The organism is Aeromicrobium stalagmiti (assembly GCF_013283745.1).
In the GTDB taxonomy this organism is placed as follows: Bacteria; Actinomycetota; Actinomycetes; order Propionibacteriales; family Nocardioidaceae; genus Aeromicrobium; species Aeromicrobium stalagmiti.
On sequence record NZ_JABSTZ010000003.1, the window covers coordinates 240,176 to 263,560 of the forward strand.

Here is a 23,385-nt window from a genome sequence, read left to right on the forward strand (position 1 = left end):
TCTCCCTTTGTGCGGAACAACCGGCGTGATTGTGCCACACCGTTCCTAGTCGTTCGCCGTCAGAACCCACAAGCGCGGACGAGGTCGAAATATTCCGCGGCAATCGCAGGGTGCGCGGCCATCACCATGCGCTCGTTCGGCTCGCCGTCCAGGCCGGTGACCACGAGGCCGGATTCGGTGGCCACGAGCCCTGCTGCGGCCTGGTCCCACAGGTGGAGGCCCTGCTCGAAGTACGCGTCGTAGTGACCCTCGGCGAGGTTGCACAGGTTGAGCGCGGCCGACCCCGTGCGGCGGATGTCGGCGACCTGCGGCAGGAACCGTGCCATCGCCGCTGCCTGCTTCGCGCGGATCTCCGGGACGTAGTGGAAGCCGGTGGCGACGATGCCGCGCGCAAGCGGAGCGCCGGTCGGGGCGACGAGCGGCTGGCGGTCGTCACCGACCTGGCGCCACGCCCCGCGACCGCGCACGGCGCCGTACTCCTGGCCCGAGGCGATGTTGACGACGTGCCCGGCGACGACGACGCCGTCGCGGCGGGCCGCGATCGCGACGGCGTACGACGGGATGTCGTGGACGAAGTTCACGGTGCCGTCGATGGGGTCGACGACCCAGTCGACCCCGGAGGTGCCGGCGACGTCGTCACCCTCCTCCCCCACGAACCCGTCGTCGGGTCGCGCCGCGAAGATCCGGTCACGGATGAGCCGCTCGCACGCCTGGTCGATCTCGGTCACCACGTCGGTCGCGCTGCTCTTGGTCGCGGCGACGTCGACCCGGCCGGCCGGCCGGCTGTGCCGGACGAAGGCAGCGGCCTCCAGCCCGACCTCCCGCGCGAGGTCGAAGAGGTCGTGGCTCACGGCGTCAGCGGGTCGCCGACGCCGCCGATCGTCGGCAGCGCCGATCGGGGGTTGAGGCAGCAGTCGGCCGGGCAGACGTCGTGCGACGCGGGGATCGCGCCGAGGCACGGCCGGTCGACTCCCTCGCCCCGCTCGACCGCGGCGCGCTCGAGGAGCAGCTCGCGCACCATCGTCACGAACGCAGGGTGGGCACCGGGTGTGTCGACCCGCTCGTAGCGCAGGCCGAGCTTCTCGGCGGTCGCCTTGCCCTCGGTGTCGAGGTCGTAGATGACCTCCATGTGGTCGGAGACGAAGCCGATCGGAACGACGATGACGGACTCGACGCCGTCCTCGTGCAGCTGCTCCATGTGGTCGTTGATGTCGGGCTCGAGCCACGGCACGTGCGGCGACCCGGAGCGCGAGCAGTAGGCCAGCGACCAGCTCTTCGCACCGGCCCCCTCGGCGACCAGCGACGCGACGCTCTCGTGCTGACGGACGTACATCTCGCGGCCCGGTCCGCCGCTCGCGTCGTTCATCGAGGTCGGGATCGAGTGGGTCACGAAGATCACGTGAGTGCCGGCGGGGGCAGCCTCGAGCTCGGCCCTCGTCGCCTCGGTGAACGGGCCCACGAAGCCGGGGTGGTTGAAGTAGTGCCGCAGACGGCTGAGCTCGATCTGCAGCCCGCTGGCGGCGTCGTGGAGGTCCTCGCGGTACTGCCGGCACCCGGAGTAGGACGAGTAGGCGCTGGTGACGAAGCACGCGGCGCGCTTGACCCCGTCGGCCGCCATCTCGCGGGCGGCGTCGCGCAGGTAGGGGTCCCAGTTGCGGTTGCCCCAGTAGATCGGGACGTCGACGCCGTTTGCGGCGAAGTCCTTGCGGAGCGCGTCGAGCAGCTCGAGGTTGAGCTCGTTGATCGGCGACTTGCCGCCAAAGAGGAAGTAGTGCTGACCGACCTCCTCGAGACGCTCGCGAGGGATGCCCCGACCAGCGGTGACGTTCTCGAGGAACGGCACGACGTCGTCGGGGTGCTCGGGTCCCCCGAAGGACACCAGCAGGAGCGCGTCGAACGGGCGATGATCCATGCGTCCATCATCCCATCGGTGTGGATAGGGTGCTGGCCGGGAGGCCCGGACCATGATGACGACCTATCGCGACGTGCTGTCGCGGCCCGGTGCTGCCCTGTTCTCGTTCACGGCACTCTGGTCACGGCTCCCGCTGTCGATGGCCGGGCTCGGCATCGTCCTGCTCGTGCACGAGCGGGGAGGCTCCTACAAGGAGGCCGGCATCATGTCGGCGGCGTACGTCCTGGCGGCCGCGGCCTTCGGTCCGATGCAGGGGCGCCTGGCCGACCGGCTCGGGCAGGCGACCGTGCTCTGGGTCGTCGGCGTCCTCTACGCGACCGGCATCGGCGCCTTCCTCGTGGCGATCGACCGCGACTGGTCGACCCCGTGGCCCCACGCCTGCGCGATCCTCGCCGGGCTGGCCACGCCACAGACCGGCAGCATGGTCCGCGCCCGCTGGAACCACAGCATCACCGACCGCACCCAGCTCAACACCGCGTTCTCGATCGAAGCCGTCGCCGACGAGGTCGTGTTCATCGTCGGCCCCGTCCTGGTGACGTTCCTGACCCTGCAGGCGGCCGACGTGTCGGGACTCCTGTTCGCCGCCGCGGCAGCGATGCTCGGCAGCTGGGCGCTGGCTCTGCAGCGCTCCACGCAGCCGCCCGCGACCCCTCGCGACACCCACGTGGGCCCGGCCATGAACTGGGCGTTCCTCGGCCCCATGGTCGCGGTGTCCGGCGCGCTCGGCATCGTCTTCGGCTCGGCCGAGGTCATCATCGCGGCGTTCACCGACGAGCAGGGACGCCCGGGTGCTGCGGGTGTCGTGCTCGCGATCTGGGCGGCCGGCAGCCTGGTCGCCGGCGTGGCGGTCGGCGCCCTCCCCCAGCCGGCTCGCCCCCTCAACCGTCTGCGCTGGGCGATCTTCGTCCTCGGTGCCCTCTTCGGCCCGCTGTGCCTGGTCACGAGCATCCCGTGGGTCGCCGTCGGGATGTTCCTCGGCGGCTTCATGATCTCGCCGACCCTGATCGCGATGGTCAGCCTGATCGAGCGCGAGGTGCCGCCGACCCGGCTCACCGAGGCGTTGACGTGGACCACCACGGGCATGTCGGTGGGCGTGGCCCCGGGCGCTGCTGTGGCGGGCGCCGTGATCGACGCACAGGGCGCCTCGGCGGGCTTCCTGGTGCCTCTCGTGGCCGGGTTGGCGGGCTCGATCGTCGCGTGGACCACCCGGACCTCCACCTGAGCGCGACACCGGGTGAAAACCGGCCCGCGAAGTCATTAAGGTGGGGCACACGATGACCGACCTCACCCTCGCCGAGCGCAGTGTCGAGCTCGTCCGCGCATGGATCGATCCCCGCCGTCCCCATGCCCGACGCACCGATCCCGCTGCAGCGCGCCTCGCCACGTTGTTGAAGGACCCGCAAGGGCTCGAGTTCACGATCGGCTTCGTCGACCGGGTCGTGCGCCCCGACGACCACCGGGTCGCCGCCCGCAACCTGCGCACGCTCGCCCGGAACACCCCAACGTTCCTGCCGTTCAGCCAGCGCTTCCTGCTCAAGCTCGGGGCGATCGCGGCGCTCGTGTTCCCCCAGCTCGTCGTCACGATGGCCCGGCGCACGCTGCGCCGCATGGTCGGCCACCTGGTCGTGGACGCCCGTCCGAAGCAGCTCGGCAAGGCGATCCGCAAGCTGCGCGCCGGTGGCGACCGGCTCAACCTCAACCTGCTCGGCGAGGCGGTCCTCGGCGACGGCGAGGCTGCGCGGCGCCGCGACGGCACGCTCGAGCTGCTCGAGCGCGACGACGTCGACTACGTCTCCATCAAGGTCTCGTCGGTCGCCAGCCAGCTGTCGATGTGGGCCTTCGACGAGTCCGTCGCCCGGGTCGTCGAGCAGCTGACGCCGCTGTACGAGCGCGCCGCCACCGGCGAGACGACGTTCATCAACCTCGACATGGAGGAGTACAAGGACCTCGACCTGACCGTCGCGGTCTTCACGACCATCCTCGACTCGTTCCCGCAGCTCGAGGCCGGCATCGTGCTGCAGGCCTACCTGCCCGACGCGCTCGGCGCGATGCAGGAGCTGCAGGGCTGGGCCACCCGACGTCGTGCGGCCGGCGGCGCGCCGATCAAGGTGCGCGTCGTCAAGGGCGCCAACCTGGCGATGGAGCGAGTCGACGCCACGATGCACGACTGGCCGCTGGCCACTTGGTCGTCCAAGCGTGAGACCGACACCAACTACAAGCGCGTCCTGCACTGGGCGTTCACCCCCGACCGGATCGACGCGGTCCGCATCGGCGTGGCCGGCCAGAACCTGTTCGACGTCGCCTACGCGTGGCTGCTCGCCGGCGATCGCGGCGTCCGTGACGGCATCGACTTCGAGATGCTGCTGGGCATGGACTCCGGTCCGGTCGACGCCGTGCGCGGCGACATCGGCAAGCTCCTGCTCTACACCCCCGTCGTCCGGCCGACCGAGTTCGACGTCGCGATCTCCTACCTCGTGCGTCGCCTCGAGGAGAACGCCAGCAGCGACAACTTCATGTCGGCCGCGTTCGAGCTGTCCGCCGCGCCCGACCTGATGGACCGTGAGGTGCGCCGCTTCCTCGACTCGGTCGAGGCGCTCGACGAGTCGGTCCCCGTGCCACACCGTGTGCAGAACCGACAGACCGAGATCCCCCGGGCGTACGCAGACCGGTTCGCCAACACGCCCGACACCGACCCGTCGACCGAGGCCAACCGCGACTGGTCGCGCCTCGTGCTGGCGCGGTCGACCTACACCCAGGTGGGCGCCGAGACGGTCCGCTCCGGCCGCGTGCCCGGCCCGGCCAGCCTCGAGACGATCATCCAGGACACCCGCAAGGCCGCCAAGGCGTGGGAGGCCCGCGGCTCGGAGGTGCGGGCCTGGATCCTGCACCAGGCCGCCAGCGCGCTGGGCGCCCGTCGTGGCGACCTCGTCTCGGTCATGGCTGCCGAGGCCGGCAAGACGGTCGCCGAGGCCGACGTCGAGGTCAGCGAGGCGATCGACTTCGCCAACTACTACGCGGAGTCCGCCCGGCGGCTCGACGCCGTCGACGGCGCGCAGTTCGTGCCCGACACCCTCACCGTCGTGGCGCCGCCGTGGAACTTCCCGGTCGCGATCCCGGCCGGCTCGGTGCTGGCCGCCCTCGCGGTCGGCAGCGGCGTCGTGATCAAGGCGGCACCCCAGACCCGCCGGTGCGCGGCCGTCATGGTCGAGGCACTGTGGCAGGCCGGGGTGCCGCGCGACGTCCTGCGCTACGTCACGATCGAGGAGGGGCCGCTGAGCAAGGCCCTCATCGCCCACTCCGACGTCGACCGGGTGATCCTCACCGGCGGCTGGGAGACCGCGCAGCTGTTCCGCTCGTGGCGCCCCGACCTGCCCCTGCTGGCCGAGACCAGCGGCAAGAACGCCATCGTCATCACCCCCAGCGCCGACATCGACCTCGCGGTCGCCGACCTCGTCAAGAGCGCCTTCGGCCACGCAGGGCAGAAGTGCTCAGCGGCCAGCCTCGCCATCCTGGTCGGGTCGGTCGCGGAGTCCGAGCGGTTCCAGCGTCAGCTCGTCGACGCCGTCGCATCGCTCAAGGTCGGCTTCCCGCAGGACCCCGAGGTCACGATGGGTCCCGTCATCGAGGCGCCCCAGGGCAAGCTCGCCGACGGCCTCACGACGCTCGGCGAGGGCGAGTCGTGGCTCGTCGAGCCCAGCCAGCTCGGACCCGACCCCCGCGTGTGGACGCCCGGCATCCGGTCAGGCGTGCGCCCCGGAAGCCGGTTCCACACCACGGAGTACTTCGGGCCGATCCTCGGCATCATGCACGCGCGCTCGCTCGACGAGGCGATCGCGTGGCAGAACGCCACCGACTACGGACTGACCGCCGGCATCCACTCGCTCGACGCCGACGAGGTCAACACCTGGATCGACACCGTGCAGGCCGGCAACCTCTACGTCAACCGCGGCATCACCGGCGCGATCGTCCAGCGCCAGCCGTTCGGCGGCTGGAAGCGGTCGTCCGTCGGCACCACGGCCAAGGCCGGCGGCCCCAACTACCTGACCCATCTGGGCACGTGGCGTCCCCGTCCCCTGCGCGCTGTCGTCGCTGCTCCGGCGCTCTCCCCTGCCGTCACCACGGTGCTCGAGGTGGCCGCGACGGCCCTCACGGCCACCGAGCTGCGTGACCTGGAGGCCGCGGCCGCGTCCGACCACGTCGCCTGGACGCGCGAGTACGGCGTCGCCAAGGACGTCTCGCAGCTCGGCGTCGAGCGCGACGTGTTCCGCTACGTCGCCGTGCCGGTCACGATCCGCTTCGACGGCCGGCTCGCCGATCTCGTCCGCGTCCTGCTCGCCGCTGCCCGCACCGGCGCCACCGTCGAGGTCAGCTCCAGCACGCCGCTGCCCGACGGTCTGGCCGACTCGGCGCGGGTCGAGACGCACGAGGAGTGGCTGGCCCGCGCCGCACGCACCCGGCCGTCCCGCGTCCGGCTGATCGGCACCAGCGCCAAGGAGCTCGCGACGACCGTCGAGGGCGATCCCGACGTCGCGATCTACGCCGGACCGGTCACGCCGTCCGGACGCGTCGAGGCGCTGCCGTTCCTGCAGGAGCAGGCGATCTCGATCACGAACCACCGATTCGGCAACCCCGACGCGGAGTTCGCCCACGTCCTGCCCCGGTGACTGCTCAGGCGTGACCGCTCAGGCGTGAGCAGTGCCGGGCGGCAGCGGGGCCGACCAGCCACGCTGCAGCGCCAGGACCCGCCACACCAGGCAGATCCCGCCCGCCAGGACGTACCACCACTGTGACCAGTCCTGATGGTGCACGACCGATGCCACCAGGGCGCCGGCGAACGCCGGGGTCGCATAGAGCTCGCCGCGGAACACGACCGGCACGCGGCCCGAGGCGACGTCGCGCATCATGCCGCCACCGATGCCCGTCAACATGCCGAGAGCCGACGCCGCGAGGACGTTGAGTCCGGCCTCCTCGGCCGCGACCGCTCCCGTGACGCAGAACAGCGCGAGCCCGAGGGCGTCGAGCAGCATGATCTCGCGCTCCAGCCGACCGAACGTCGGGTGGAACATGAACACCACGATCGAGGTCACGAACGGGACCACGAGATAGCGCCAGTCGTCGAGCGCAGCGGGGGGTACGGCGCCGATCAGCACGTCACGGACGACGCCGCCGCCCAGGCCCGTGATGAGCGCCAGGACGGCCACACCGAAGACGTCGAGCTCCTTGCGCACGCCCACCAGGGCACCGGTCGACGCGAAGACCGCGATTCCGGCCAGATCGAGGATCAGCAGCAGGGTGTCCGACACGGCGACGACGCTATCGCGTCTCGGCGCGTCGCGACTCATTCGACCACCGCCCGCCTACGATTGAGTGCAAGCTTCGTGTGAACGCCCACGCGGAGTCGTCCACGTCGGAGGCGATGACATGCGTGATCTCGATCTTCAGGGATTGAGCGAGGACAGACGGTTCCTCATCGCGCGCGATCTCACCACCGGCCACCAGTACCGCATCCCTGCTGATCACCGCCTCACTTCCCTGATCGGCAAGACGTCCCACTCTGGGAGCACCTCCGGCCAGTTGGAGATCCGCATGGAAAGTTCACTCAGCCCGCGCGACATCCAGACCCGCATCCGCCGCGGCGAGTCACCGCAGTCGGTCGCCGACTCCGCCGGTGTCCCGGTCGCGCAGATCGACGGCTTCGCCGGCCCCGTCCTCGCCGAGCGCGAGTTCATGTGCGAGCAGGCCCGCAAGACCTCGATCCGTCGCAAGCACATCGGCGGTGCCGGCGTGCTGCTCGGCACCCTCGTCGCCGAGAACATCGCCAACGACGGCGGCGTGCCCGAAGACGCCACGTGGGACTCGTGGCGTCGTGAAGACGGCCGCTGGACGGTCCTGGTGACCCCGCAGGGCCACGCGCACCCCGCCACGTTCCTGTTTGACGTCAAGAGCCGCTACGTCGTGCCGGCCGACGAGTTCGCCCACGACCTGGTCGGCGACGTCGCGCTGCCCGACTCCGCCGACATGGCAATCGCCGACGCGGTGCGCGCGCCCGAGCGCGATGTCGAGGCGCCTGCTGCGGCTGCTCCCGCCCCCGAAGTCCCGGCCGTGGAGATCCCCGACCCGATCGAGACCGTCGAGCAGGAGGCGCTCAGCGCCGTCTCGTCGCTCAAGGAGGCCCGCGACCGTCGCGCCCTCGAGCAGCTCGCGCTCGAGGAGACCGAGGCTGCCGCCGAGGTGCCCGAGGCCGAGATCGAGGCCGACGACTTCGAGGACTCCCTCGAGCACGACGTCGCGGTGCCCGACACGATGGGCCCCCGCAAGAAGCGTCACGAGCGTCGCCGCGTCCCCAGCTGGGACGAGATCATGTTCGGCAAGGACGAGTGAGCTCTGCGAACGAGCTCCTCGACAGGTCGCGCGTCCCGCGGCGAAGCCGCCAGACTGTCGAGACCACGCAGGCCTGAAGGCCCGCGGCGTGGAGTGAGCTAGCCCAACAGCTAGCCACTCTCAGGCGAACGGCAGGACGTCCGGCGACATCGCTGCGGCCTTGGCGGTCGCCGCGGTCATGCGGCGACGGTGGTGCCGGCGGCACAGCACCTCGTAGCCGACCTGGGGCACCGGCCGGTCCGGGTCGTCGACGTCACCGACGACAATGACCTCGCCCTCGGTGACCATGACGCCGTCCTCGGTGCGGGCGTTGTGCGTGGCCCGCTCGCCGCACCAGCACAGCGCCTCGACCTGCAATGTGTGCACCCGGTCGGCGAGCTCGATCAGGCGCAGCGAGCCCGGGAAGAGCTGGGTGCGGAAGTCGGTGAGGATGCCGAAGGCGAACACGTCTATCGACAGCTCGTCGGTGATCTTGGCGAGCTGGTCGATCTGGTCAACGGTGTAGAACTGCGCCTCGTCGCACACGAAGTAGTCGATGCGGCCACCCTGGGTGAGCTCGTCGACGGTGAACTGCCAGAAGTGGAACGAGTCGTCGACCTCGATCGCCTCGACCGACAGACCGAGGCGGCTCGACAGCGTCGCCGTGCCGGCCCGGTCGTGCGAGGTGAACACGCGGCCCACCCGACCTCGGGCGCGATGGTTGTGGTCCATCTGCAGCGCCAGGGTGCTCTTGCCGCAGTCCATCGTGCCGCTGTAGAAGTTGAGGTCTGCCACACCCTAAGGCTATCGGTCGAGGCTGGCTACCCTCCGACACGGAGCCCTCGTGTTCCCGGCCAACGGACCCTGTGCGTTGCCCAGAACGACTGTCAGACCCTGCCCATAGAGTAGAAGAAAGACGGCAATGGCAGGGAGAATCAAGTGCTGGACGACCGCGACACGATCGATCAGATCGTCGTGCGTCGTCAAGCCCTCGCCTCGTTGGAGGCGGCCGAGGCCGAAGAGATGCTCAACTACGTCGACCGGGCGCGCGACGCCGGCGAACGCGACGGCGGAGAAGCCCGCGGACGCCGCCGCGTCGACTCCGCCGTGCACGAGCTGTCGCTGGCGATGACGCTGCCCGTCCCGACGATCGAGCGTCACGTCGCTCGCGCCAGGCGTCTGCGGTCGACCATGCCGCAGGTGTGGCAGGCCTGGCACGACGGACAACTCGGCACCACCCACGTCCACGCCATCGACCGCGCCGCGACCCGGTTGGTCCACCCGGAGTCGGTCGCCCGGCTCGACGATGTCGCCGTCGATCACGCCGGCCGGCTCACGCCGGGCCAGGTGACCAGATGGCTCGACCGATGGGTCGAGCGCACGGAGTCCGGCGAGTCGCTCCGGCGGCACCAGATCGCACACCGCGACCGCAAGGTCGCTCTCAAGCCGCTGGGCGACGGGATGACCCGGCTGTCGGCCGACCTCGCGTCGTCCGACGCCGCGGCGATCATGCAGAGCCTCTCCAAGGCGGCCCACGGCCTGCCGGCCGACGATGATCGCACCATCGACCAGGCCCGCACCGACCTGCTCGTCGACACCCTGCTCGACCGTCGTGAGGGCGGGCTGGGGTTTCGGGCGATCATCGGCATCACCGTTCCCCTGTCGTCGCTGATGGGGTTCAGCGACGCACCCGGCGAGCTGTCCGACCGATCAGCCACCATTCCCGCCCACATCATCAGCGCGGCGATGGCAGACGAGACGAGCCTGCTCTATCGCCTGGTCACCGATGACATCGGCAACCTGCTCACCGTTACCTGGCTGGGACGCTTCGCGCCCGCTCGACTCGAGCAGGTCCTCGAGTTTCGCGACGGCACCTCGGTCTTCCCGACCAGCTCGGTGCCAGCCCGGCTCTGCGACACCGACCACAGCGCCCCTTGGCCCGCCGACACCAGCGCTGCCAACACCGGGCCTCTCAATCGTCGCGCCCACAACCTCAAGACCGAAGGCCAGCTGACCCTGCGACAACCCTCGCCCGGAGTCTTCGAATGGACCACACGCACCGGGCACACCTACTCACGCTTCCCTGACCCGCTACCCATCGCGGACTGGGACCGCACGCCGATCGACTTCGACGACCTGCTGATCGACTGGTGGCCGCTCGACGAAGAGCCCGTCTGCTTGAGCGACTACTTACCGGCTTGAGCCGGGCTCGCCCATCGGACGTCTGGGTGGACGCTGCGTGTCCTTCCTCAGGTTGCGCGACAGTGGCGGTGAAAAGACGCAGGGCGCATCATCCGCTTCGCTCGGAAACGTCTCGAAAACTACTTCTCTGAAAGCAGACGAAGTTCTCGATTCGGACTCCGATGATCACCGGTGACTCATAGGCTGCCGCACATGCGCCAGCTAGCCGTCGCCCTACTTCTCGCCGCATCCCCCTTCCTAGTCGGCTGCGACCTGTCCAGCGCAACGCTAGAGGATGACTACACGCCATCTGATCGGCGCTATGAGGAACCAGAGCCCACCGGTCCCCCTGCAGATTTTGAGCGGCAGCAGCGTGAGTACGAGCAAGAGCAGTCACTCACTCCCCCCGCGGGCAAATGCGCCGACGTCACGTCCTACGACGACAACTGGGACAACGATGTGTTCTGCACACGAGAGGACGGTTCGCAGTTCTACACGAGCTACGACGGAGCAAATCAATTTCTCGCTGGGTACTAGCGACCGATGTGTTCACATCGTTGCCGAACTCGGTGAGGGCAAGGGCGTTGCTGATGCATATCAGGCGGTGATTTGACGCAGGTCTGACCTGCCTAGCGACTGCGAGCGCTTCGCGCCGAAGCTCGCCCGCCTAGCCACATTGCAGGATCATCCAGGCGTTGCTTCACTCGTGGGAGCGCAGGTCGTGCTCGGTGACCCAGTAGTAGAGACGTCCGACGTCACCCCACATCATTCCGGCTTCCTCTTCGAAGCTGTCGACCTGGAGCAACAGTCTCCAGTCGGCCGATCCAGGAAGAAGTTCTTGCGCCTCCGGCTCGGCGGTGTAGTTGCCGCCGCCGCAATAGATCCCGTTGCTTGCAAGTTGGCACTCCCGTTGCATGTCGCCCTGAACGGGATCCGGGTTTCCCAGTAGGCGGTTTATCGACCCTTCGCCGTTGCCTAGTACGCGGCCGTATGTCGACCACCAGTTGGCGATGCCGATCTGCTCCACCTCAAAGGACTCGCCCGCAGGAAATGTGAGCTCGGCTACGGCTGTGAGACCTATCGGGCTGAACCTTCCCTCTTCTGGAAGGTCCGAGGGGAAGGCGCGTGGCTCAACCGTCTCGTCGGCCGCGGTGTAGAGAACTGTCCATGCCTCATGATCGCTTGGGTCGAACCCCCAAGCCGATTGGGTGACAGCGTCGTAGAAGAAAGACAGGAGTCCGTCACGAGGCAGCCCCGTGTCCGGTGGAAGGACAGCCGTGGCGTCGACCAGATTGATCTGGGCCACGAAACTGAGCGGACCGTTTGCCCCGGTGGGCCACCGGCATCCCGCCGGCAGGTCAGGTCTGCCGCCGAGGCGACTGATCCCGTGAGCCTCGGTGTCAACGTCTGCTTCGGGCACCAGCCTGGCGCTGCTTCGCACCAACGCCACCAAATCCTCAGCATGCGACGCAAGTCCAACGGCGTCCAGCCGGTGGCGAAACTCTGCTAGATCGGCTGGCGCATCGTCCCACTCGGGCAATATGTCAGGCACTGAGTGCGCGGTTGGAGTCCCTCGGCGCGACCACCATTTCCAGACATTCACAAGCTCAGTCTGCTGCATCAGCGCACGGCGGTCCGGTGACTGATGGCCGGCGCACGTCCGGCCGCGACCGCCTTCGGGCGGCGAATCGGTGCACCTCGGTTCCAATCAACCGATCGACCAGTGGACTGCACGTCGTCTTCGAGAGAGATCTTGTCAAGCGCGCTGGATGAGCGCGTATCAAGCCAAACGCGGACGGGCCTCTCACCATGGTGATTGGTGAGAGGCCCGTCGGCTGCGCAGGACTACCCTGCGAAGTTGGCGTCAGTCGGCGTTCTGCAGAGCCTTGACCTCATCGCGGGCGGCGACAACCGCGGCATGCTGCCGAGTCACGACGTCGTGGAAGCCGGAGCTGAGGTCGTGCTTGAGCGCGTCCTCGTATTCCGACACAGCGTGATCCTCACCGGTAGCGGCGGCGCTCAGGACGCTTCCTGCGTCATCCCCGGTCAGCGCGTCCTTCAGAGACATCCAACCGCGATGCAGTGAAGCGGCGACTGTCCCGCTCTTGTCGACGTCCTCGTCGTACTGGTGACCCAGGTCGACGATCTCGCGAGAGAAGACTGCGCGCTGCTCCGACAGTCGCTGCAACGTCTCCGCCCATTCGGCGCGGTCGCTGTCTCGCAGTTTTTCGGCGGCACTGGCGAATCCGCGCTCGCCGTCCTTCAACGTCTCAACCAGTTCCTTGGCGACCTTCTCGTCGTCCGACATGTCTGCTCCTGAATTTGGGGGGCTTCGCATTGCTGCCGGTGGCGTACCCGCCAGTGCGCTCACCAAACCGCGCCCGCAACCGCGCAGAGTCTCCTCGGGCCTCTGCGCCTTCGCCGGCACCGACATGCGAGACCCTCGCCTCGTCGAGCTCGTCGAGGAACTGGAAGCGGGCCCCCTCGACATCGCTGCCGCAGACAGCAAGGAAGCCGCTCCCGAGGGCTGACGCGGCGCGCCAGCTTGGCTTGCCGCGAACCGAACCCCGCTCGGCGGTTCTCGAGGCTGGCCTGCACACCCTCCCCCGCATCCGCTTGTATTTGGTCGATCATTCGGTAATGATGGTTCTATGGCTCGCCCACGCACAGTTGACGACGGCGCCGTTCTCGCCGGCCTCACCGCGACCTTCCGCTCCAGCGGGTACGGCGCGTCCTCACTGAGCTCGCTGTCCGAAGCCGCGGGTCTGCGGTCGGCGAGCCTGTACCACCGCTTCCCGGGCGGAAAGGCAGACATGGCGCTGGCGGTGCTTGACGATGTCGCTCGGCAGTTCGCGCACATCCTCGAGCCCCTCGTCACAGGCAGCGACCCGGCAGCCGACGTCACCGAGATGGCTTCCCGACTGTCCGTTTTCTACTCCGACGGCAAGCTCGCCTGCGTGCTGGAGACCATGACTCTCGACGGCGCCCCGGACGAGGTGTTGTCCCACGCCCGAGGCCTCTCCCAAGCGTGGATCGATGCCATGGCAGGCGTGGCGACCCGCGCTGGAGCTGCGCCGCGTGACGCAGATCGCGTTGCTGTCGACGCCTTCGCCCGCATCGAGGGCTCGCTCGTCGCTTCACGTGTGCTTGCCGACCCGAGCAGGTTCCTCAGCACGCTGGCAGACCTTCCCGACCTTCTCACCCTCAGGGAGACCTCGTGAGCAAGCGCTACGCATCCATTGCCTTCACCGATCACGTGCGCGAGGTGCAGGACACCTACGGCAGTGGCTCGTTCTACGCCAAGCACGTCGCGCGCGGTGCCGGGCTGGACTCCGGCGATGCGCTCTCTGACGACGCTCAGGAGTTTCTCGCCGCACGCGACAGCTTCTACCTGGCCACGGTCAGCGAGACCGGCTGGCCGTACGTCCAGCACCGAGGTGGCGCGCCCGGATTTGTGCGCGTCATCGACGAGCACACAATCGGGTGGGCCGATTTTGCCGGCAACCTCCAGTACGTCACCACCGGCAACCTCGCCACGGACACCCGGGTCGCACTCATCGCGATCGACTACCCGCATCGCTCCAGGCTCAAAATCTTCGGGCGCGCCAGCGTGGTGCGCGCAGAGGACGACCCGGCGCTGGCGCAACGCCTCACCGTGCCGGGTCACGACGGCACCGTCGAACGAATGGTGCTCGTCACCATCGAGGCGTTCGACTGGAACTGTCCCCAGCACATCACTCCCAGATACACCCTCGACGAGCTCGGCCCACGGATCGCGCCGATGCAGGAGCGGTTGCGGCTGCTCGAGACCGACAACGACCGGCTCAGGCGAGAACTCGAATCGCTCAAGGCCGCTTCGAACAGTTGACTCAACCGTGGCCGATCGAGGCTGCGCTCGAGCATCGACGGAACCTCCGTGTCGCGCCGATCAGCGAAGTCCCCGGATCGTCGTTGCGTCACTTGCGGTGGTAGGCAGCACCTGCGAAGTTCCCCAATCTGGGCGTTTTGCCCTAGGTCCCGGAACGCAGAACACGGCCCCCGCTTCCAGCGGAGGCCGCGCCAGCACTACGTGAGCCCTCAGTCCTCGCTGATCTGCTGTCGGAACGTGTCGCGCTTGACGTGCAGGTTCCACAGGTGCTCGGCCAGCACGTCGGGGCCCTTCTCCTCGTCGCCGTCGATGATCCGGCCACCGATGATGAGCTGGGAGACGTGGATGCCCTCCTCCCCCAGCACCTCGTGGAGCAGCTCGGCGTAGGCGGCCTGCCCCGCGAAGGCCACCGAGGTGCCCGTCACGTTGCGGCCCGGCTTGACGGCCGATCCGCCGTTGACGAACAGGATCGTTCCCTTGTTCTCGCCGAGGAAGCGCATGCCCGGGACGACCTGGTGTACGGCCGCGACCGGGCCGTAGATCGAGAACTCGACGGGTCCGACGAGGTCGGCGGGTGTGGTCTCCAGCACCGGCCGCATGAAGTCCTTCTGCGGCAGAGGGCTGTATTGCAGCACCTCGATGGGTCCGAGCGTCTCGGTGACTTGCTCCAGGGCCGCGGCGATCGACGCCGGGTCACGCACGTCTGCCGCGAAGCCCTGAGCCTGCACGCCGTCGGCGGTCAGCTCGGCCGCGAGCGCGTCCAGCCGTCCCTGGTGGCGGGAGATCAGCCCGACGGCGAAGCCCTCCGCGCCGAATCGACGGGCGACGGCTGCCCCGAGTCCCTTGCCTGCTCCGATGATCGCGATGGTAGTCATGAAGAGGGCGTACCCGAGCGGCGCGAAGATATGCCGCGGCCCGACCCGTGATCCATCACTCATCCGGCGTGTGCCAGTCGCCGCTGGGAGGATGGGCGCATGGCTCTCCCCCTGCCGTCCGTCCGACCCGTGCTGCTCGCCCTGACGGCGACAGCCGTCCTGCTGCTGACCGGATGTGGCAACGACTCGCCTGCTGTGGCACCCGCCGGCACCGTGGACGACGCCAGCGCCGGCCTGACCTCGGCTCTCGGCGACGTCGAGCGCATCGCGGTCGGCCTGGAGCAGTACTACTTCCAGAACGGCTATCCGGCCGACCTCGCTGGCGCGATCGACACGATGAAGGACGCCGAGCTGGCCGTGTCGGACGGCAACACCGTCGCGGGCTACCGGTTCGACGAGTCGGCGCAGGAGTTCAAGCTGTGCGTCGAGAACGCGTCAGGCGCCTGGGCGACCTACGACACCGCACCCATGTCGGTGCGTGAGGCCGAGGAGACCGGCGGCTGCCCGGAGCTGGGCTGATCCGTCCAGGGCCGATCAGCTGGCGACGAGCACGGGGATGCGCAGCTCGGCGTCGGTGACCGAGCCGTGGAACCCGGTCATCTTCAGCTCGATGGCGAACTCGCGCGACGAGAACACCGCGAAGTCACCCGTCGATGCCACGACGACGTCGCCGATGCGGCCGCGGACGTCGGAGGTGATCGGTCCGAACCAGTCCTCGAGTCCGTCCTGGGTGCGGACGATCGCGCGGTCGCCGAGGAACTCCTGCCAACGAGCCGCGACGTCACTCTCGGCGCCGGGACGCGTGTAGAGGTGACGGAACCGCGCCTCGCCCGCCAGCAGCGTCACGTCGTCGAGCAGGCGGGGCTCGGTGTCGACGTCGAAGCGGTTGTCCATCGGCAGGTCGATCATGCCGTGGTCGGCCGTGACGATCAGGGTCGTGTCACGCGGGAGCTCGTCGCGCAGCTCCATCAGCTCGGTGTCGATCGTGGTGAGCATCGCTCGCCACTCCTGCGACGTGCAGCCCTTGCCGTGGCCGGTGTGGTCGAGGCGTGACTCGTAGGCATAGGTGACCGAACGCGGCGCCGACTCGATGACGTCGACGACGACGTCGAGCCGCTCATAGACCGAGTTGATGCCGTGGAACGGCACGCCGCGCTGGCTGCATACCGTCAGGCCCGTGCCCTCGAACTTCGCGTCGTTGACCGCGGTCGCCGAGATGCCCGCGTCCTGCAGGCGCTGCAGCACCGTCGGGTAGGGCTGCCACGCCATCGGGTCGAGCGGCTGGTCCCACTTGAGCGCGTTGAGGCGCTGCCCGGTGGCCGGCACCCGTGACGTGTAGCCGACCATCCCGTGCTCGCCCGACCGGACGCCCGTGCCGAGCGACGTCAGGCTCGTGACCGTGGTGGACGGGACGCCGCACACGACGTCCTCGACGTTGTGCAGCGAGGCCAGGAAGGGCGCCGCGTCGGCGTGCTCACGCAGCAGCTCGAGGCCGAGGCCGTCGACCAGGAACACGACGTAGCGCGGCGACTCGGGCAGCCCGAGGGTGTTGCTGAAGGCGTCGACGCCCAGCGCGGCCCCGACCGAGGGCATGATCTGGTCGATCGTGGGCCGCCCCCCGGGGCCCGGCAGCGCTGCCGTCATGAGGTCCGGCCGGTCGTGGCCGACGACAGGGTGCGGGCAAAACCCAGCAGGCGCTCGACGGCCGCGCCGCCGTCGCCCGCCGCCGCCAGCCGCAGCGAGAAGTCGTCGCCGGTCAGGCTGCCGGAGTAGCCGTGGTCGGCCTCGCACTCAGGATCGGAGCACCGCGCCGGCTCGAGCTCGACCCGCGAGACAGCGCCCCAGCTGATCGTGAGGAGCGCCTCCTCGAGCTGCTTGGACTTCGAGGTCACCATGCGCGTGACGACGACCGAGCGCACTTGGCTGAGCGCAACCGCTTCGGAGGTCGTGGACGTGTAGGGCGCCGGCAGCAGGTCGTCGCCCGGGTGCTCGTCGGTGTGCACGAGGATCAGCCGGCTCGTGGTGAGCGCCAGCACCGTCATGTGACGACGGATCTCGTCACGGTCGAACGTCGGCTCGTGGTGCAGGACGTAGCCGGCAACCAGCTCTCCGGCGAGTGCGTCACGCAGGCCCTCGGCCACGATCTCGGGGTAGTAGCCGCTGCGGGAGACCTCTTCGAACAGGGCACTCGTCTGGTCGGTGGTCATCACGCCAGCGTATCTCCCGTCGCGGCCGGTTGACTCAGCCGTCGGACGTACCACTCACCCCGGCGGTCGGCCGACGGGATGACCTTGGCACGCGCGCTGAGGGCGGTGAAGCCGCTGCCGCGCACCGAGACAGGCTCGAGGTCGAGCTCGGCGATCTCGGGGAGGTCGTCCTTCATGGCCGCGAGCCGCACGATGATGTCCTGCAACGCGTCGACATCGACGGGCTCGGAGCCGCGGTAGCCGTAGAGCAGCGGCGCCGACCGCAGGTTGCGGATCATGGCCTCGGCGTCGAGGTCGGTGAGCGGCGGGATGCCGTAGGACCGGTCGCCCAGCAGCTCGCTCGGGGCGCCGGCGAGGCCGAACGCGACGAGCGGGCCGAAGAGCGGGTCCTCGGTGACGCTGAACGAGACGTGGATCCCCTCGGGGGCGACGCGCTGGACGAAGAACTTGGTGTCCTTGCGCATGCCGGTCCAGCCGGTCAGCTGGTCCCAGGCCTCGCCCATCTCCTTGGGGCCGGCGATGCCGCGCCAGATGTGGGCGATGTCGGGGCGGCTGCGCAGGTGCTCGCTGCCGGCCTTGAGGACGACGTCCCAGCCGAGCCGCTCCCCCGCGTCGATCGCCTCCTGGCGGTCGTGGACGTTGATCCAGGTCCAGAGGTCGATGCCGTAGCAGGCGAGAAGGGTGTGGACCTGCTCGGTCGAGAGGATCGCGCCGCGCGGGGCGGCCTTGAGCACGTCGCGCACCAGGGCTCGCGCGTCGCCGGTGCGGTGGTCCATCGCGAGGTGGAACTCGCCGTGGTCACGCGCGGCCCACTCGGCGTAGTTGACGACGCGCGCCAGGGCGCGGACGGCCGACTCCGGCGCCGCGTAGGACGGGACCGAGCCGCGTCCGGCCGAGCCGCCCAGCAGGTCGGGCACCCGGAGCAGCACCGGGACGCCCTCGCTGCCGAGGAACGTCGAGACGATCGGCTTGTCGGACTGCTCCCCCACGGCGGCCAGCACGTTGGCGACGTCCTCGCCGGTCGTGTTGAGCGGCGGGATGTAGACCGCGACGAGAGCATCGGTGTCGGGGCTCGCGATCGCGGCCTCGATCGCGACCTCGAAGTCGTCGGCGTTGGCGTCGGCACCGAGCGAGACCGGCTCGGTGACCCGCAGGCCGGCCGCGGCGGCGGCATCGGCGACGATCAGCGCGACGGCGTCGGAGTTGCCGACGATCGAGATGCGGTTGCCGCGCGGCAGCGGCTGGTGGGCGAGCAGCTGCGCGACGTCGAACATCTCGTCGAGCGTGTCGACCTGGATGACGCCGGCCTGGCGGAACATCGCGTCGACCGCCGACTGCGGGGCGGACGTGCGCGCGACCGTGTGGCCGACGGGCACGCCCTGCGTGGAGCGGCCGGACTTGACTGCGACGATCGGCTTGGTGCGCGAGACCCGGCGCGCGATGCGCGAGAACTTGCGCGGGTTACCGATCGACTCCAGATAGAGCAGGATGACCTCGGTCGAGTCGTCCTCCTGCCAGTACTGCAGGAGGTCGTTGCCCGACACGTCGGCGCGGTTGCCGGCCGAGACGAACGTCGACAGGCCGAGGCCTCGGCGCGACACCGACTCGAGGATCGCGGTGCCCAGGGCGCCGGACTGGCAGAAGAAGCCGACACGTCCCTGCGGGGGCATCGACGGTGACAGCGAGGCGTTGAGCTGCAGGTCGGGAGCGGTGTTGATGATGCCCAGGCAGTTGGGGCCGATCAGGCGCAGCCCGTAGGAACGGCTGAGGCCGAGCAGCGCCCGCTGGCGCTGACGTCCCTCCGGGCCCTCCTCGGCGAAGCCGGCCGAGATCACGATCAGGCCGTGGACGCCCTTGGCGGCGCAGTCGAGCACGACGTCGTTGACCGAGTCGGCTGGCACCGCGACGATCGCGACGTCGACCTCGCCCGGGATGTCCTGGACCCGCTTGTAGGCCGGCAGGCCCGAGACGGCCTCGGCCTGGGAGTTGACGGCATAGACGCTGCCCGAGAAGTCGCCCAGCACGAGGTTGCGGACCATCGCCTGGCCGATGGAGTCCTGGCGGCGGCTGGCACCGATGACCGCGATGCTCCGGGCCCGGAAGATGCGCTCGATCGACGCGGCCTCGGCCCTCTGCTCGCGGGCCCGCATCACGCCGATGGCCATGTCGGTGGGCTCGATCTGGAAGGTCAGGCGCTGCACGCCGTCCTCGATCATGCCCTCGATCTTGTAGCCCATCTCGCGGAAGATCTGCTGCATCCGGGCGTTGGACGGGAGCACGTCGGCGACGAAGCGACGGATGCCGCGCTCACGGCCGGCCTGTGCGAGGTGCTCGAGCAGCAGCTGCCCGACGCCACGGCCCTGGTGGGCATCCTCGACGAGGAACGCGACCTCGGCCTCGTCGGCGTCGACGGCGTCGTAGCGCCCCACGCCGATGATCTCGGCGTGCACCGTGACGACGAAGGCGACCCGGCGGTCGTGGTCGACCTTCGTGAAGCGCTTGACGTCCTTGGCCGACAAGGTCGGATAGGGCGCGAAGAACCGGAAGTACTTGGACTCCTCCGACACCCGGGAGTAGAACTCGACGAAGCGGTCGGCGTCCGCCTCGAGGATGGGCCGCAGCTGGGCGACGCGGCCGTCCCGGAGCAGGACGTCCGCCTCCCAGTGCTCGACGGGATGCACCTCGCTGGTCACGCTCCCAACCTATCGGGTCCGCCGTCGGCGTGGCGGGGTGAGTCCGCAGGTGGGTCCGGGGGAAAATGATCCTCCGAGCAGCATCCAGGAGAGGACGGCATGGCCCGCACCAGCAAGCAGGCTCCCGAGGAGGACTTCGAGGAGCACATCCTCGACACCGACGTCGGCGACGAGATGCGATCCAGCTTCCTCGAGTACGCCTACTCGGTCATCTACTCCCGGGCGCTGCCCGACGCCCGCGACGGGCTCAAGCCCGTCCAGCGGCGACTGCTCTACACGATGGACGACATGGGCCTGCGCAGCGACCGCGGCCACGTCAAGAGCGCCCGCCCCGTCGGCGAGACCATGGGTCGGTTCCACCCCCACGGCGACAGCTCGATCTACGACGCCCTCGTCCGCCTCGTCCAGCCGTGGTCGCTGCGACTGCCGCTGGCCGACGGACACGGCAACTTCGGCTCGCAGGACGATCCGCCGGCCGCGATGCGCTACACCGAGATCCGCATGGATGCCGCCGCAGAGGCGATGACGGCCTCCATCAACGAGGACACCGTCGACTTCCGGCCCAACTACGACGGGCGCGAGATGGAGCCGGTCGTGCTCCCGGCGGCCGTGCCCAACCTCCTGGTCAACGGCGCCAGCGGCATCGCGGTCGGCATGGCGACCAACATCGCCCCGCACAACCTGATCGAGGTCGTCCAGGCGCTGCGACACCTAATCAAGAACCCCAAGGCCGACCTCGACGACCTCATGCGCTTCATCCCCGGGCCCGACCTGCCCACCGGCGGCAAGATCGTCGGCCTCGAGGGCATCCGCGACGCCTATGCGACCGGCAACGGCTCGTTCCGCATGCGGGCGTCGACGCGCATCGAGAACGTCACGCCGCGCAAGAAGGGCATCGTCGTCACCGAGCTGCCCTACAACGTCGGCCCCGAGAAGGTCATCGAGGCGATCAAGAAGCTCGTGCAGGCCAAGAAGCTGCAGGGCATCTCCGACATCAAGAACCTCACCGACCGCCACAAGGGCCTCAACCTGGTGATCGAGATCAAGAACGGGTTCATCCCCGAGACGATCCTCGGCCAGCTGTTCAAGAGCACCCCGATGGAGAGCTCGTTCGGCATCAACGCCGTCGCCCTGGTCGACGGCCAGCCCCGCACCCTCGGTCTCAAGCAGATGCTCGAGGTCTACCTCCAGCACCGCATCGACGTCGTGCGACGCCGTACGACGTTCCGCCGCGGCAAGGCCGCCGACCGGCTCCACCTGCTCGAGGGCATGCTGCTGGCGCTGCTCGACATCGACGAGGTCATCCAGCTCGTGCGCTCCAGCGAGAACCGGGCGGAGGCCAAGGAGCGGCTGATGTCGGTGTTCGACCTCTCCGACCCCCAGGCGACCTACATCCTCGACCTGACGCTCGGACGGCTCACCCGCTACGACCGCATCGAGGTCGAGAAGGAGATCGAGGAGCTGCGTCGCACGATCGAGGCCCTCGACGCGATCCTCGAGGACGAGACGCTGCTCCGCAAGGTCGTCGGCGACGAGCTGGCCGAGATGGCGCAGACCTTCGGCACGCCGCGTCGCACCGTCCTGCTCGAGTCGTCGGGCCAGACGGCGACGGCAGCGTCACCGCTCGAGGTCGCCGACGACCCGTGCTGGGTGCTGCTGTCTGCCACCGGCCTGCTCGCCCGCACGTCCGACGACTCCCCCCTCGGCGACGTCGACCGACGGGTCAAGCACGACACGATCGTGTCGGCCGTCAGGTCGACGGCGCGCGGCGAGGTCGGCGTCATCACGGCCGACGGCCGCGTGCGCCGCATCAGCGTGCTCGAGCTGCCCGGCCTGCCGCCCAGCGCGCACGCGCCCAACCTGCAGGGTGGTCTGCCGCTCGGCGAGGTCGCGGTGCTCGACTCCCCCGCGCTGGCGCTCATGACCTTCGACGAGACCGGCCCCGGCATCGCGCTCGGCACCCGCCAGGGAGTCGTCAAGCGGGTCAAGCCCGATCACCTCGGCCGCGACAAGTGGGAGCTCATCTCGCTCGCGGACGATGACGTCGTCGTCGGCGCCGCGATGCTGGCCACCGGCGACGAGCAGCTCGCCTTCGTGACGTCCGACGCCCAGCTGCTCTACTTCTCCGCCTCGCTCGTGCGGCCGCAGGGTCGCACCGGCGGCGGTGTCGCCGGCATCAAGATCGCGCCCGGCCAGAAGGCCGTGTCGTTCGGGGTCGTCTCCGACGTCGCCAACGCCTTCGTCGTCACGGTCGCCGGCTCGGCCGACGCCCTGCCCGGCACCCAGACCGGCGCGGTCAAGGTCAGCCCGATGGCGATCTATCCGCCCAAGGGGCGCGCGACCGGCGGCGTCCGCTGCCAGCGCTTGCTCAAGGGTGAGGACGGGCTACTGCTGGCCTGGGTCGGCGACGGTGCGCCGATGGCGTGTGCCACGAGCGGGTCGGCGATCGACCTGCCCGAGGTCAGCGACCGTCGCGACGGCTCGGGCGTGCCGGTGGCGCAGCCGATCCTCGCGGTGGCGGGGCCGCCGGCGTCACAGCCCGCAGTGGCCGGTGTCGAGCAGCCCGGCGTGCAAGACTGAGCGCGTGCGTACCCGTCACCTGATCCCTGCCCTGCTCGCCGCGGCCCTGGTCCTCACCGGGTGCACCGGCGGGTCTGAATCGTCCGACTCCACGGGTGGCGACACCCAGCAGCTCGAGCAGCGCCTCGCGGCCGCCAAGACGGCCCTCGACGACGCCGAGACGATCGACATCTCGCTGGCGACCAAGAGCCTGCCCGACGGCATCACGGGGCTGCTGTCGGCCAAGGGCCAGGGCAACCACTCCCCGGCCTTCACCGGCAAGGTCACGGTCATCACCGGCGGTGCGAGCATCGGCGCCGACGTCATCGCGGTGGACGGCAAGGTCTATGCCAAGACCGGGTTCACACCCGACTTCGCCACGATCGACCCCAAGGACCTCAAGGCCCCCGACCCGGCGGCCCTGCTGTCGACCGACGACGGCATCTCGCAGATCCTGGTCAAGACGACAAAGCTCAGCGACGGTGGGCAGTCCCGCGACGGCAAGGACGTGCTGACCACGGTCAAGGGCACCCTGCCGGGTGACGTCGTCGCGACGATCATCCCGTCGGCGGCGGCCGACCAGACGTTCGCCGTGACCTACCGCCTCGACGACGACGACACGCTGCGCGACGCGACGCTCAGCGGGCAGTTCTACCCCGAGGGCGGCAAGGTCACCTACACCGTCACGCTGAAGACGTCCGACACCCCGGTCACCGTCACCAAGCCCTGA

General features: G+C 69.4%; 20 protein-coding genes. 10 read left to right on the forward strand and 10 right to left on the reverse strand.

Features of this window, described 5'->3' with window-relative positions; translation table 11 throughout:
• Positions 1-59 precede the first annotated feature (59 nt).
• Positions 60-851, reverse strand: a complete 792-nt coding sequence (locus HQK15_RS13610) for an inositol monophosphatase family protein (protein ID WP_367649179.1) — start codon at positions 849-851, stop codon at positions 60-62.
• Positions 848-1,912: a ferrochelatase gene (locus tag HQK15_RS13615; protein ID WP_173492024.1), complete on the reverse strand. Its 1,065-nt coding sequence runs from the start codon at positions 1,910-1,912 to the stop codon at positions 848-850. The genes HQK15_RS13610 and HQK15_RS13615 overlap by 4 nt, the downstream gene beginning before the upstream one ends.
• 52 nt (positions 1,913-1,964) lie before the next feature.
• Here HQK15_RS13615 and HQK15_RS13620 point away from each other — a divergent pair, with 52 nt between their 5' ends.
• Positions 1,965-3,134 (forward strand): MFS transporter, encoded by a 1,170-nt coding sequence (locus tag HQK15_RS13620; RefSeq protein WP_173492025.1) that lies wholly within the window; start codon positions 1,965-1,967, stop codon positions 3,132-3,134.
• Positions 3,135-3,186: 52 nt separating this feature from the next.
• A complete protein-coding gene (locus HQK15_RS13625) occupies positions 3,187-6,576 on the forward strand; it encodes a bifunctional proline dehydrogenase/L-glutamate gamma-semialdehyde dehydrogenase (protein ID WP_173492026.1) in 3,390 nt (1,129 codons plus the stop codon).
• A gap of 18 nt (positions 6,577-6,594) precedes the next feature.
• Here the strand turns inward: HQK15_RS13625 and HQK15_RS13630 are convergent, their stop codons facing one another.
• Positions 6,595-7,215 (reverse strand): trimeric intracellular cation channel family protein, encoded by a 621-nt coding sequence (locus HQK15_RS13630; RefSeq protein ID WP_367649180.1) that lies wholly within the window; start codon positions 7,213-7,215, stop codon positions 6,595-6,597.
• Between the two features lie 118 nt (positions 7,216-7,333).
• Between HQK15_RS13630 and sepH the strand changes: the two genes are divergently transcribed.
• Positions 7,334-8,293 (forward strand): septation protein SepH, encoded by a 960-nt coding sequence (gene sepH / locus HQK15_RS13635; RefSeq protein WP_254450995.1) that lies wholly within the window; start codon positions 7,334-7,336, stop codon positions 8,291-8,293.
• Between the two features lie 120 nt (positions 8,294-8,413).
• On the opposite strand, the gene HQK15_RS13640 is transcribed toward sepH, so the two are convergent.
• A complete protein-coding gene (locus HQK15_RS13640; RefSeq protein WP_173492029.1) occupies positions 8,414-9,067 on the reverse strand; it encodes a thymidine kinase in 654 nt (217 codons plus the stop codon).
• A 144-nt stretch (positions 9,068-9,211) separates the two neighbouring features.
• Between HQK15_RS13640 and HQK15_RS13645 the strand changes: the two genes are divergently transcribed.
• Positions 9,212-10,474 (forward strand): DUF222 domain-containing protein, encoded by a 1,263-nt coding sequence (locus HQK15_RS13645; protein WP_173492030.1) that lies wholly within the window; start codon positions 9,212-9,214, stop codon positions 10,472-10,474.
• Positions 10,475-10,666: 192 nt separating this feature from the next.
• On the forward strand, positions 10,667-10,990 hold the full coding sequence (locus HQK15_RS13650) for a hypothetical protein (RefSeq protein ID WP_173492031.1): 324 nt from the start codon (positions 10,667-10,669) through the stop codon (positions 10,988-10,990).
• Between the two features lie 163 nt (positions 10,991-11,153).
• Here the strand turns inward: HQK15_RS13650 and HQK15_RS13655 are convergent, their stop codons facing one another.
• Together HQK15_RS13655 and HQK15_RS13660 are read right to left on the reverse strand one after the other, a co-directional pair.
• A complete protein-coding gene (locus HQK15_RS13655; RefSeq protein ID WP_254450996.1) occupies positions 11,154-12,074 on the reverse strand; it encodes a YwqG family protein in 921 nt (306 codons plus the stop codon).
• 243 nt (positions 12,075-12,317) lie between these two features.
• On the reverse strand, positions 12,318-12,761 hold the full coding sequence (locus HQK15_RS13660) for a ferritin-like domain-containing protein (RefSeq protein WP_173492033.1): 444 nt from the start codon (positions 12,759-12,761) through the stop codon (positions 12,318-12,320).
• 343 nt (positions 12,762-13,104) lie between these two features.
• On the opposite strand from HQK15_RS13660, the gene HQK15_RS13665 reads away from it, so the two are divergent.
• Positions 13,105-13,674, forward strand: a complete 570-nt coding sequence (locus HQK15_RS13665; RefSeq protein WP_173492034.1) for a TetR/AcrR family transcriptional regulator — start codon at positions 13,105-13,107, stop codon at positions 13,672-13,674.
• On the forward strand, positions 13,671-14,321 hold the full coding sequence (locus tag HQK15_RS13670; protein WP_173492035.1) for a pyridoxamine 5'-phosphate oxidase family protein: 651 nt from the start codon (positions 13,671-13,673) through the stop codon (positions 14,319-14,321). Before HQK15_RS13665 ends, HQK15_RS13670 begins: the two co-directional genes overlap by 4 nt.
• A gap of 209 nt (positions 14,322-14,530) precedes the next feature.
• Here the strand turns inward: HQK15_RS13670 and HQK15_RS13675 are convergent, their stop codons facing one another.
• Complete coding sequence (locus HQK15_RS13675) at positions 14,531-15,196, reverse strand: SDR family NAD(P)-dependent oxidoreductase (RefSeq protein WP_173492036.1); 666 nt, start codon at positions 15,194-15,196, stop codon at positions 14,531-14,533.
• A 99-nt stretch (positions 15,197-15,295) separates the two neighbouring features.
• Between HQK15_RS13675 and HQK15_RS13680 the strand changes: the two genes are divergently transcribed.
• Positions 15,296-15,715, forward strand: a complete 420-nt coding sequence (locus HQK15_RS13680; protein WP_173492037.1) for a hypothetical protein — start codon at positions 15,296-15,298, stop codon at positions 15,713-15,715.
• 15 nt (positions 15,716-15,730) lie between these two features.
• Here HQK15_RS13680 and HQK15_RS13685 read toward each other — a convergent pair whose 3' ends face one another.
• Genes HQK15_RS13685 through HQK15_RS13695 form a run of 3 tightly spaced genes read right to left on the reverse strand, consistent with a single transcriptional unit; the run spans position 15,731 to position 20,096 of the window.
• Positions 15,731-16,840 carry an alkaline phosphatase family protein gene (locus HQK15_RS13685; RefSeq protein WP_173492038.1) on the reverse strand — a complete coding sequence of 370 codons (1,110 nt, stop codon included), beginning with the start codon at positions 16,838-16,840 and terminating at the stop codon, positions 15,731-15,733.
• Positions 16,837-17,403, reverse strand: a complete 567-nt coding sequence (locus tag HQK15_RS13690; protein ID WP_173492039.1) for a DUF5998 family protein — start codon at positions 17,401-17,403, stop codon at positions 16,837-16,839. Before HQK15_RS13690 ends, HQK15_RS13685 begins: the two co-directional genes overlap by 4 nt.
• Positions 17,403-20,096, reverse strand: a complete 2,694-nt coding sequence (locus HQK15_RS13695; RefSeq protein WP_173492040.1) for a bifunctional acetate--CoA ligase family protein/GNAT family N-acetyltransferase — start codon at positions 20,094-20,096, stop codon at positions 17,403-17,405. The genes HQK15_RS13690 and HQK15_RS13695 overlap by 1 nt, the downstream gene beginning before the upstream one ends.
• A 99-nt stretch (positions 20,097-20,195) precedes the next feature.
• Between HQK15_RS13695 and HQK15_RS13700 the strand changes: the two genes are divergently transcribed.
• Both HQK15_RS13700 and HQK15_RS13705 read left to right on the forward strand, forming a co-directional pair.
• On the forward strand, positions 20,196-22,676 hold the full coding sequence (locus HQK15_RS13700) for a DNA gyrase/topoisomerase IV subunit A (RefSeq protein ID WP_173492041.1): 2,481 nt from the start codon (positions 20,196-20,198) through the stop codon (positions 22,674-22,676).
• A gap of 4 nt (positions 22,677-22,680) precedes the next feature.
• On the forward strand, positions 22,681-23,385 hold the full coding sequence (locus HQK15_RS13705) for an LppX_LprAFG lipoprotein (RefSeq protein ID WP_173492042.1): 705 nt from the start codon (positions 22,681-22,683) through the stop codon (positions 23,383-23,385).

Excerpts from the sequence above, each read along its gene's own strand:
- HQK15_RS13665 (WP_173492034.1), top strand. The coding sequence starts at position 13,105 with ATGGCTCGCCCACGCACAGTTGACGACGGCGCCGTTCTCGCCGGCCTC.
- HQK15_RS13660 (WP_173492033.1), bottom strand. The coding sequence starts at position 12,761 with ATGTCGGACGACGAGAAGGTCGCCAAGGAACTGGTTGAGACGTTGAAG.
- HQK15_RS13625 (WP_173492026.1), top strand. The coding sequence starts at position 3,187 with ATGACCGACCTCACCCTCGCCGAGCGCAGTGTCGAGCTCGTCCGCGCA.
- HQK15_RS13685 (WP_173492038.1), bottom strand. The coding sequence starts at position 16,840 with ATGACGGCAGCGCTGCCGGGCCCCGGGGGGCGGCCCACGATCGACCAG.
- sepH (WP_254450995.1), top strand. The coding sequence starts at position 7,334 with ATGCGTGATCTCGATCTTCAGGGATTGAGCGAGGACAGACGGTTCCTC.
- HQK15_RS13620 (WP_173492025.1), top strand. The coding sequence starts at position 1,965 with ATGATGACGACCTATCGCGACGTGCTGTCGCGGCCCGGTGCTGCCCTG.
- HQK15_RS13690 (WP_173492039.1), bottom strand. The coding sequence starts at position 17,403 with ATGACCACCGACCAGACGAGTGCCCTGTTCGAAGAGGTCTCCCGCAGC.
- HQK15_RS13675 (WP_173492036.1), bottom strand. The coding sequence starts at position 15,196 with ATGACTACCATCGCGATCATCGGAGCAGGCAAGGGACTCGGGGCAGCC.
- HQK15_RS13700 (WP_173492041.1), top strand. The coding sequence starts at position 20,196 with ATGGCCCGCACCAGCAAGCAGGCTCCCGAGGAGGACTTCGAGGAGCAC.
- HQK15_RS13655 (WP_254450996.1), bottom strand. The coding sequence starts at position 12,074 with ATGCAGCAGACTGAGCTTGTGAATGTCTGGAAATGGTGGTCGCGCCGA.
- HQK15_RS13615 (WP_173492024.1), bottom strand. The coding sequence starts at position 1,912 with ATGGATCATCGCCCGTTCGACGCGCTCCTGCTGGTGTCCTTCGGGGGA.
- HQK15_RS13650 (WP_173492031.1), top strand. The coding sequence starts at position 10,667 with ATGCGCCAGCTAGCCGTCGCCCTACTTCTCGCCGCATCCCCCTTCCTA.
- HQK15_RS13680 (WP_173492037.1), top strand. The coding sequence starts at position 15,296 with ATGGCTCTCCCCCTGCCGTCCGTCCGACCCGTGCTGCTCGCCCTGACG.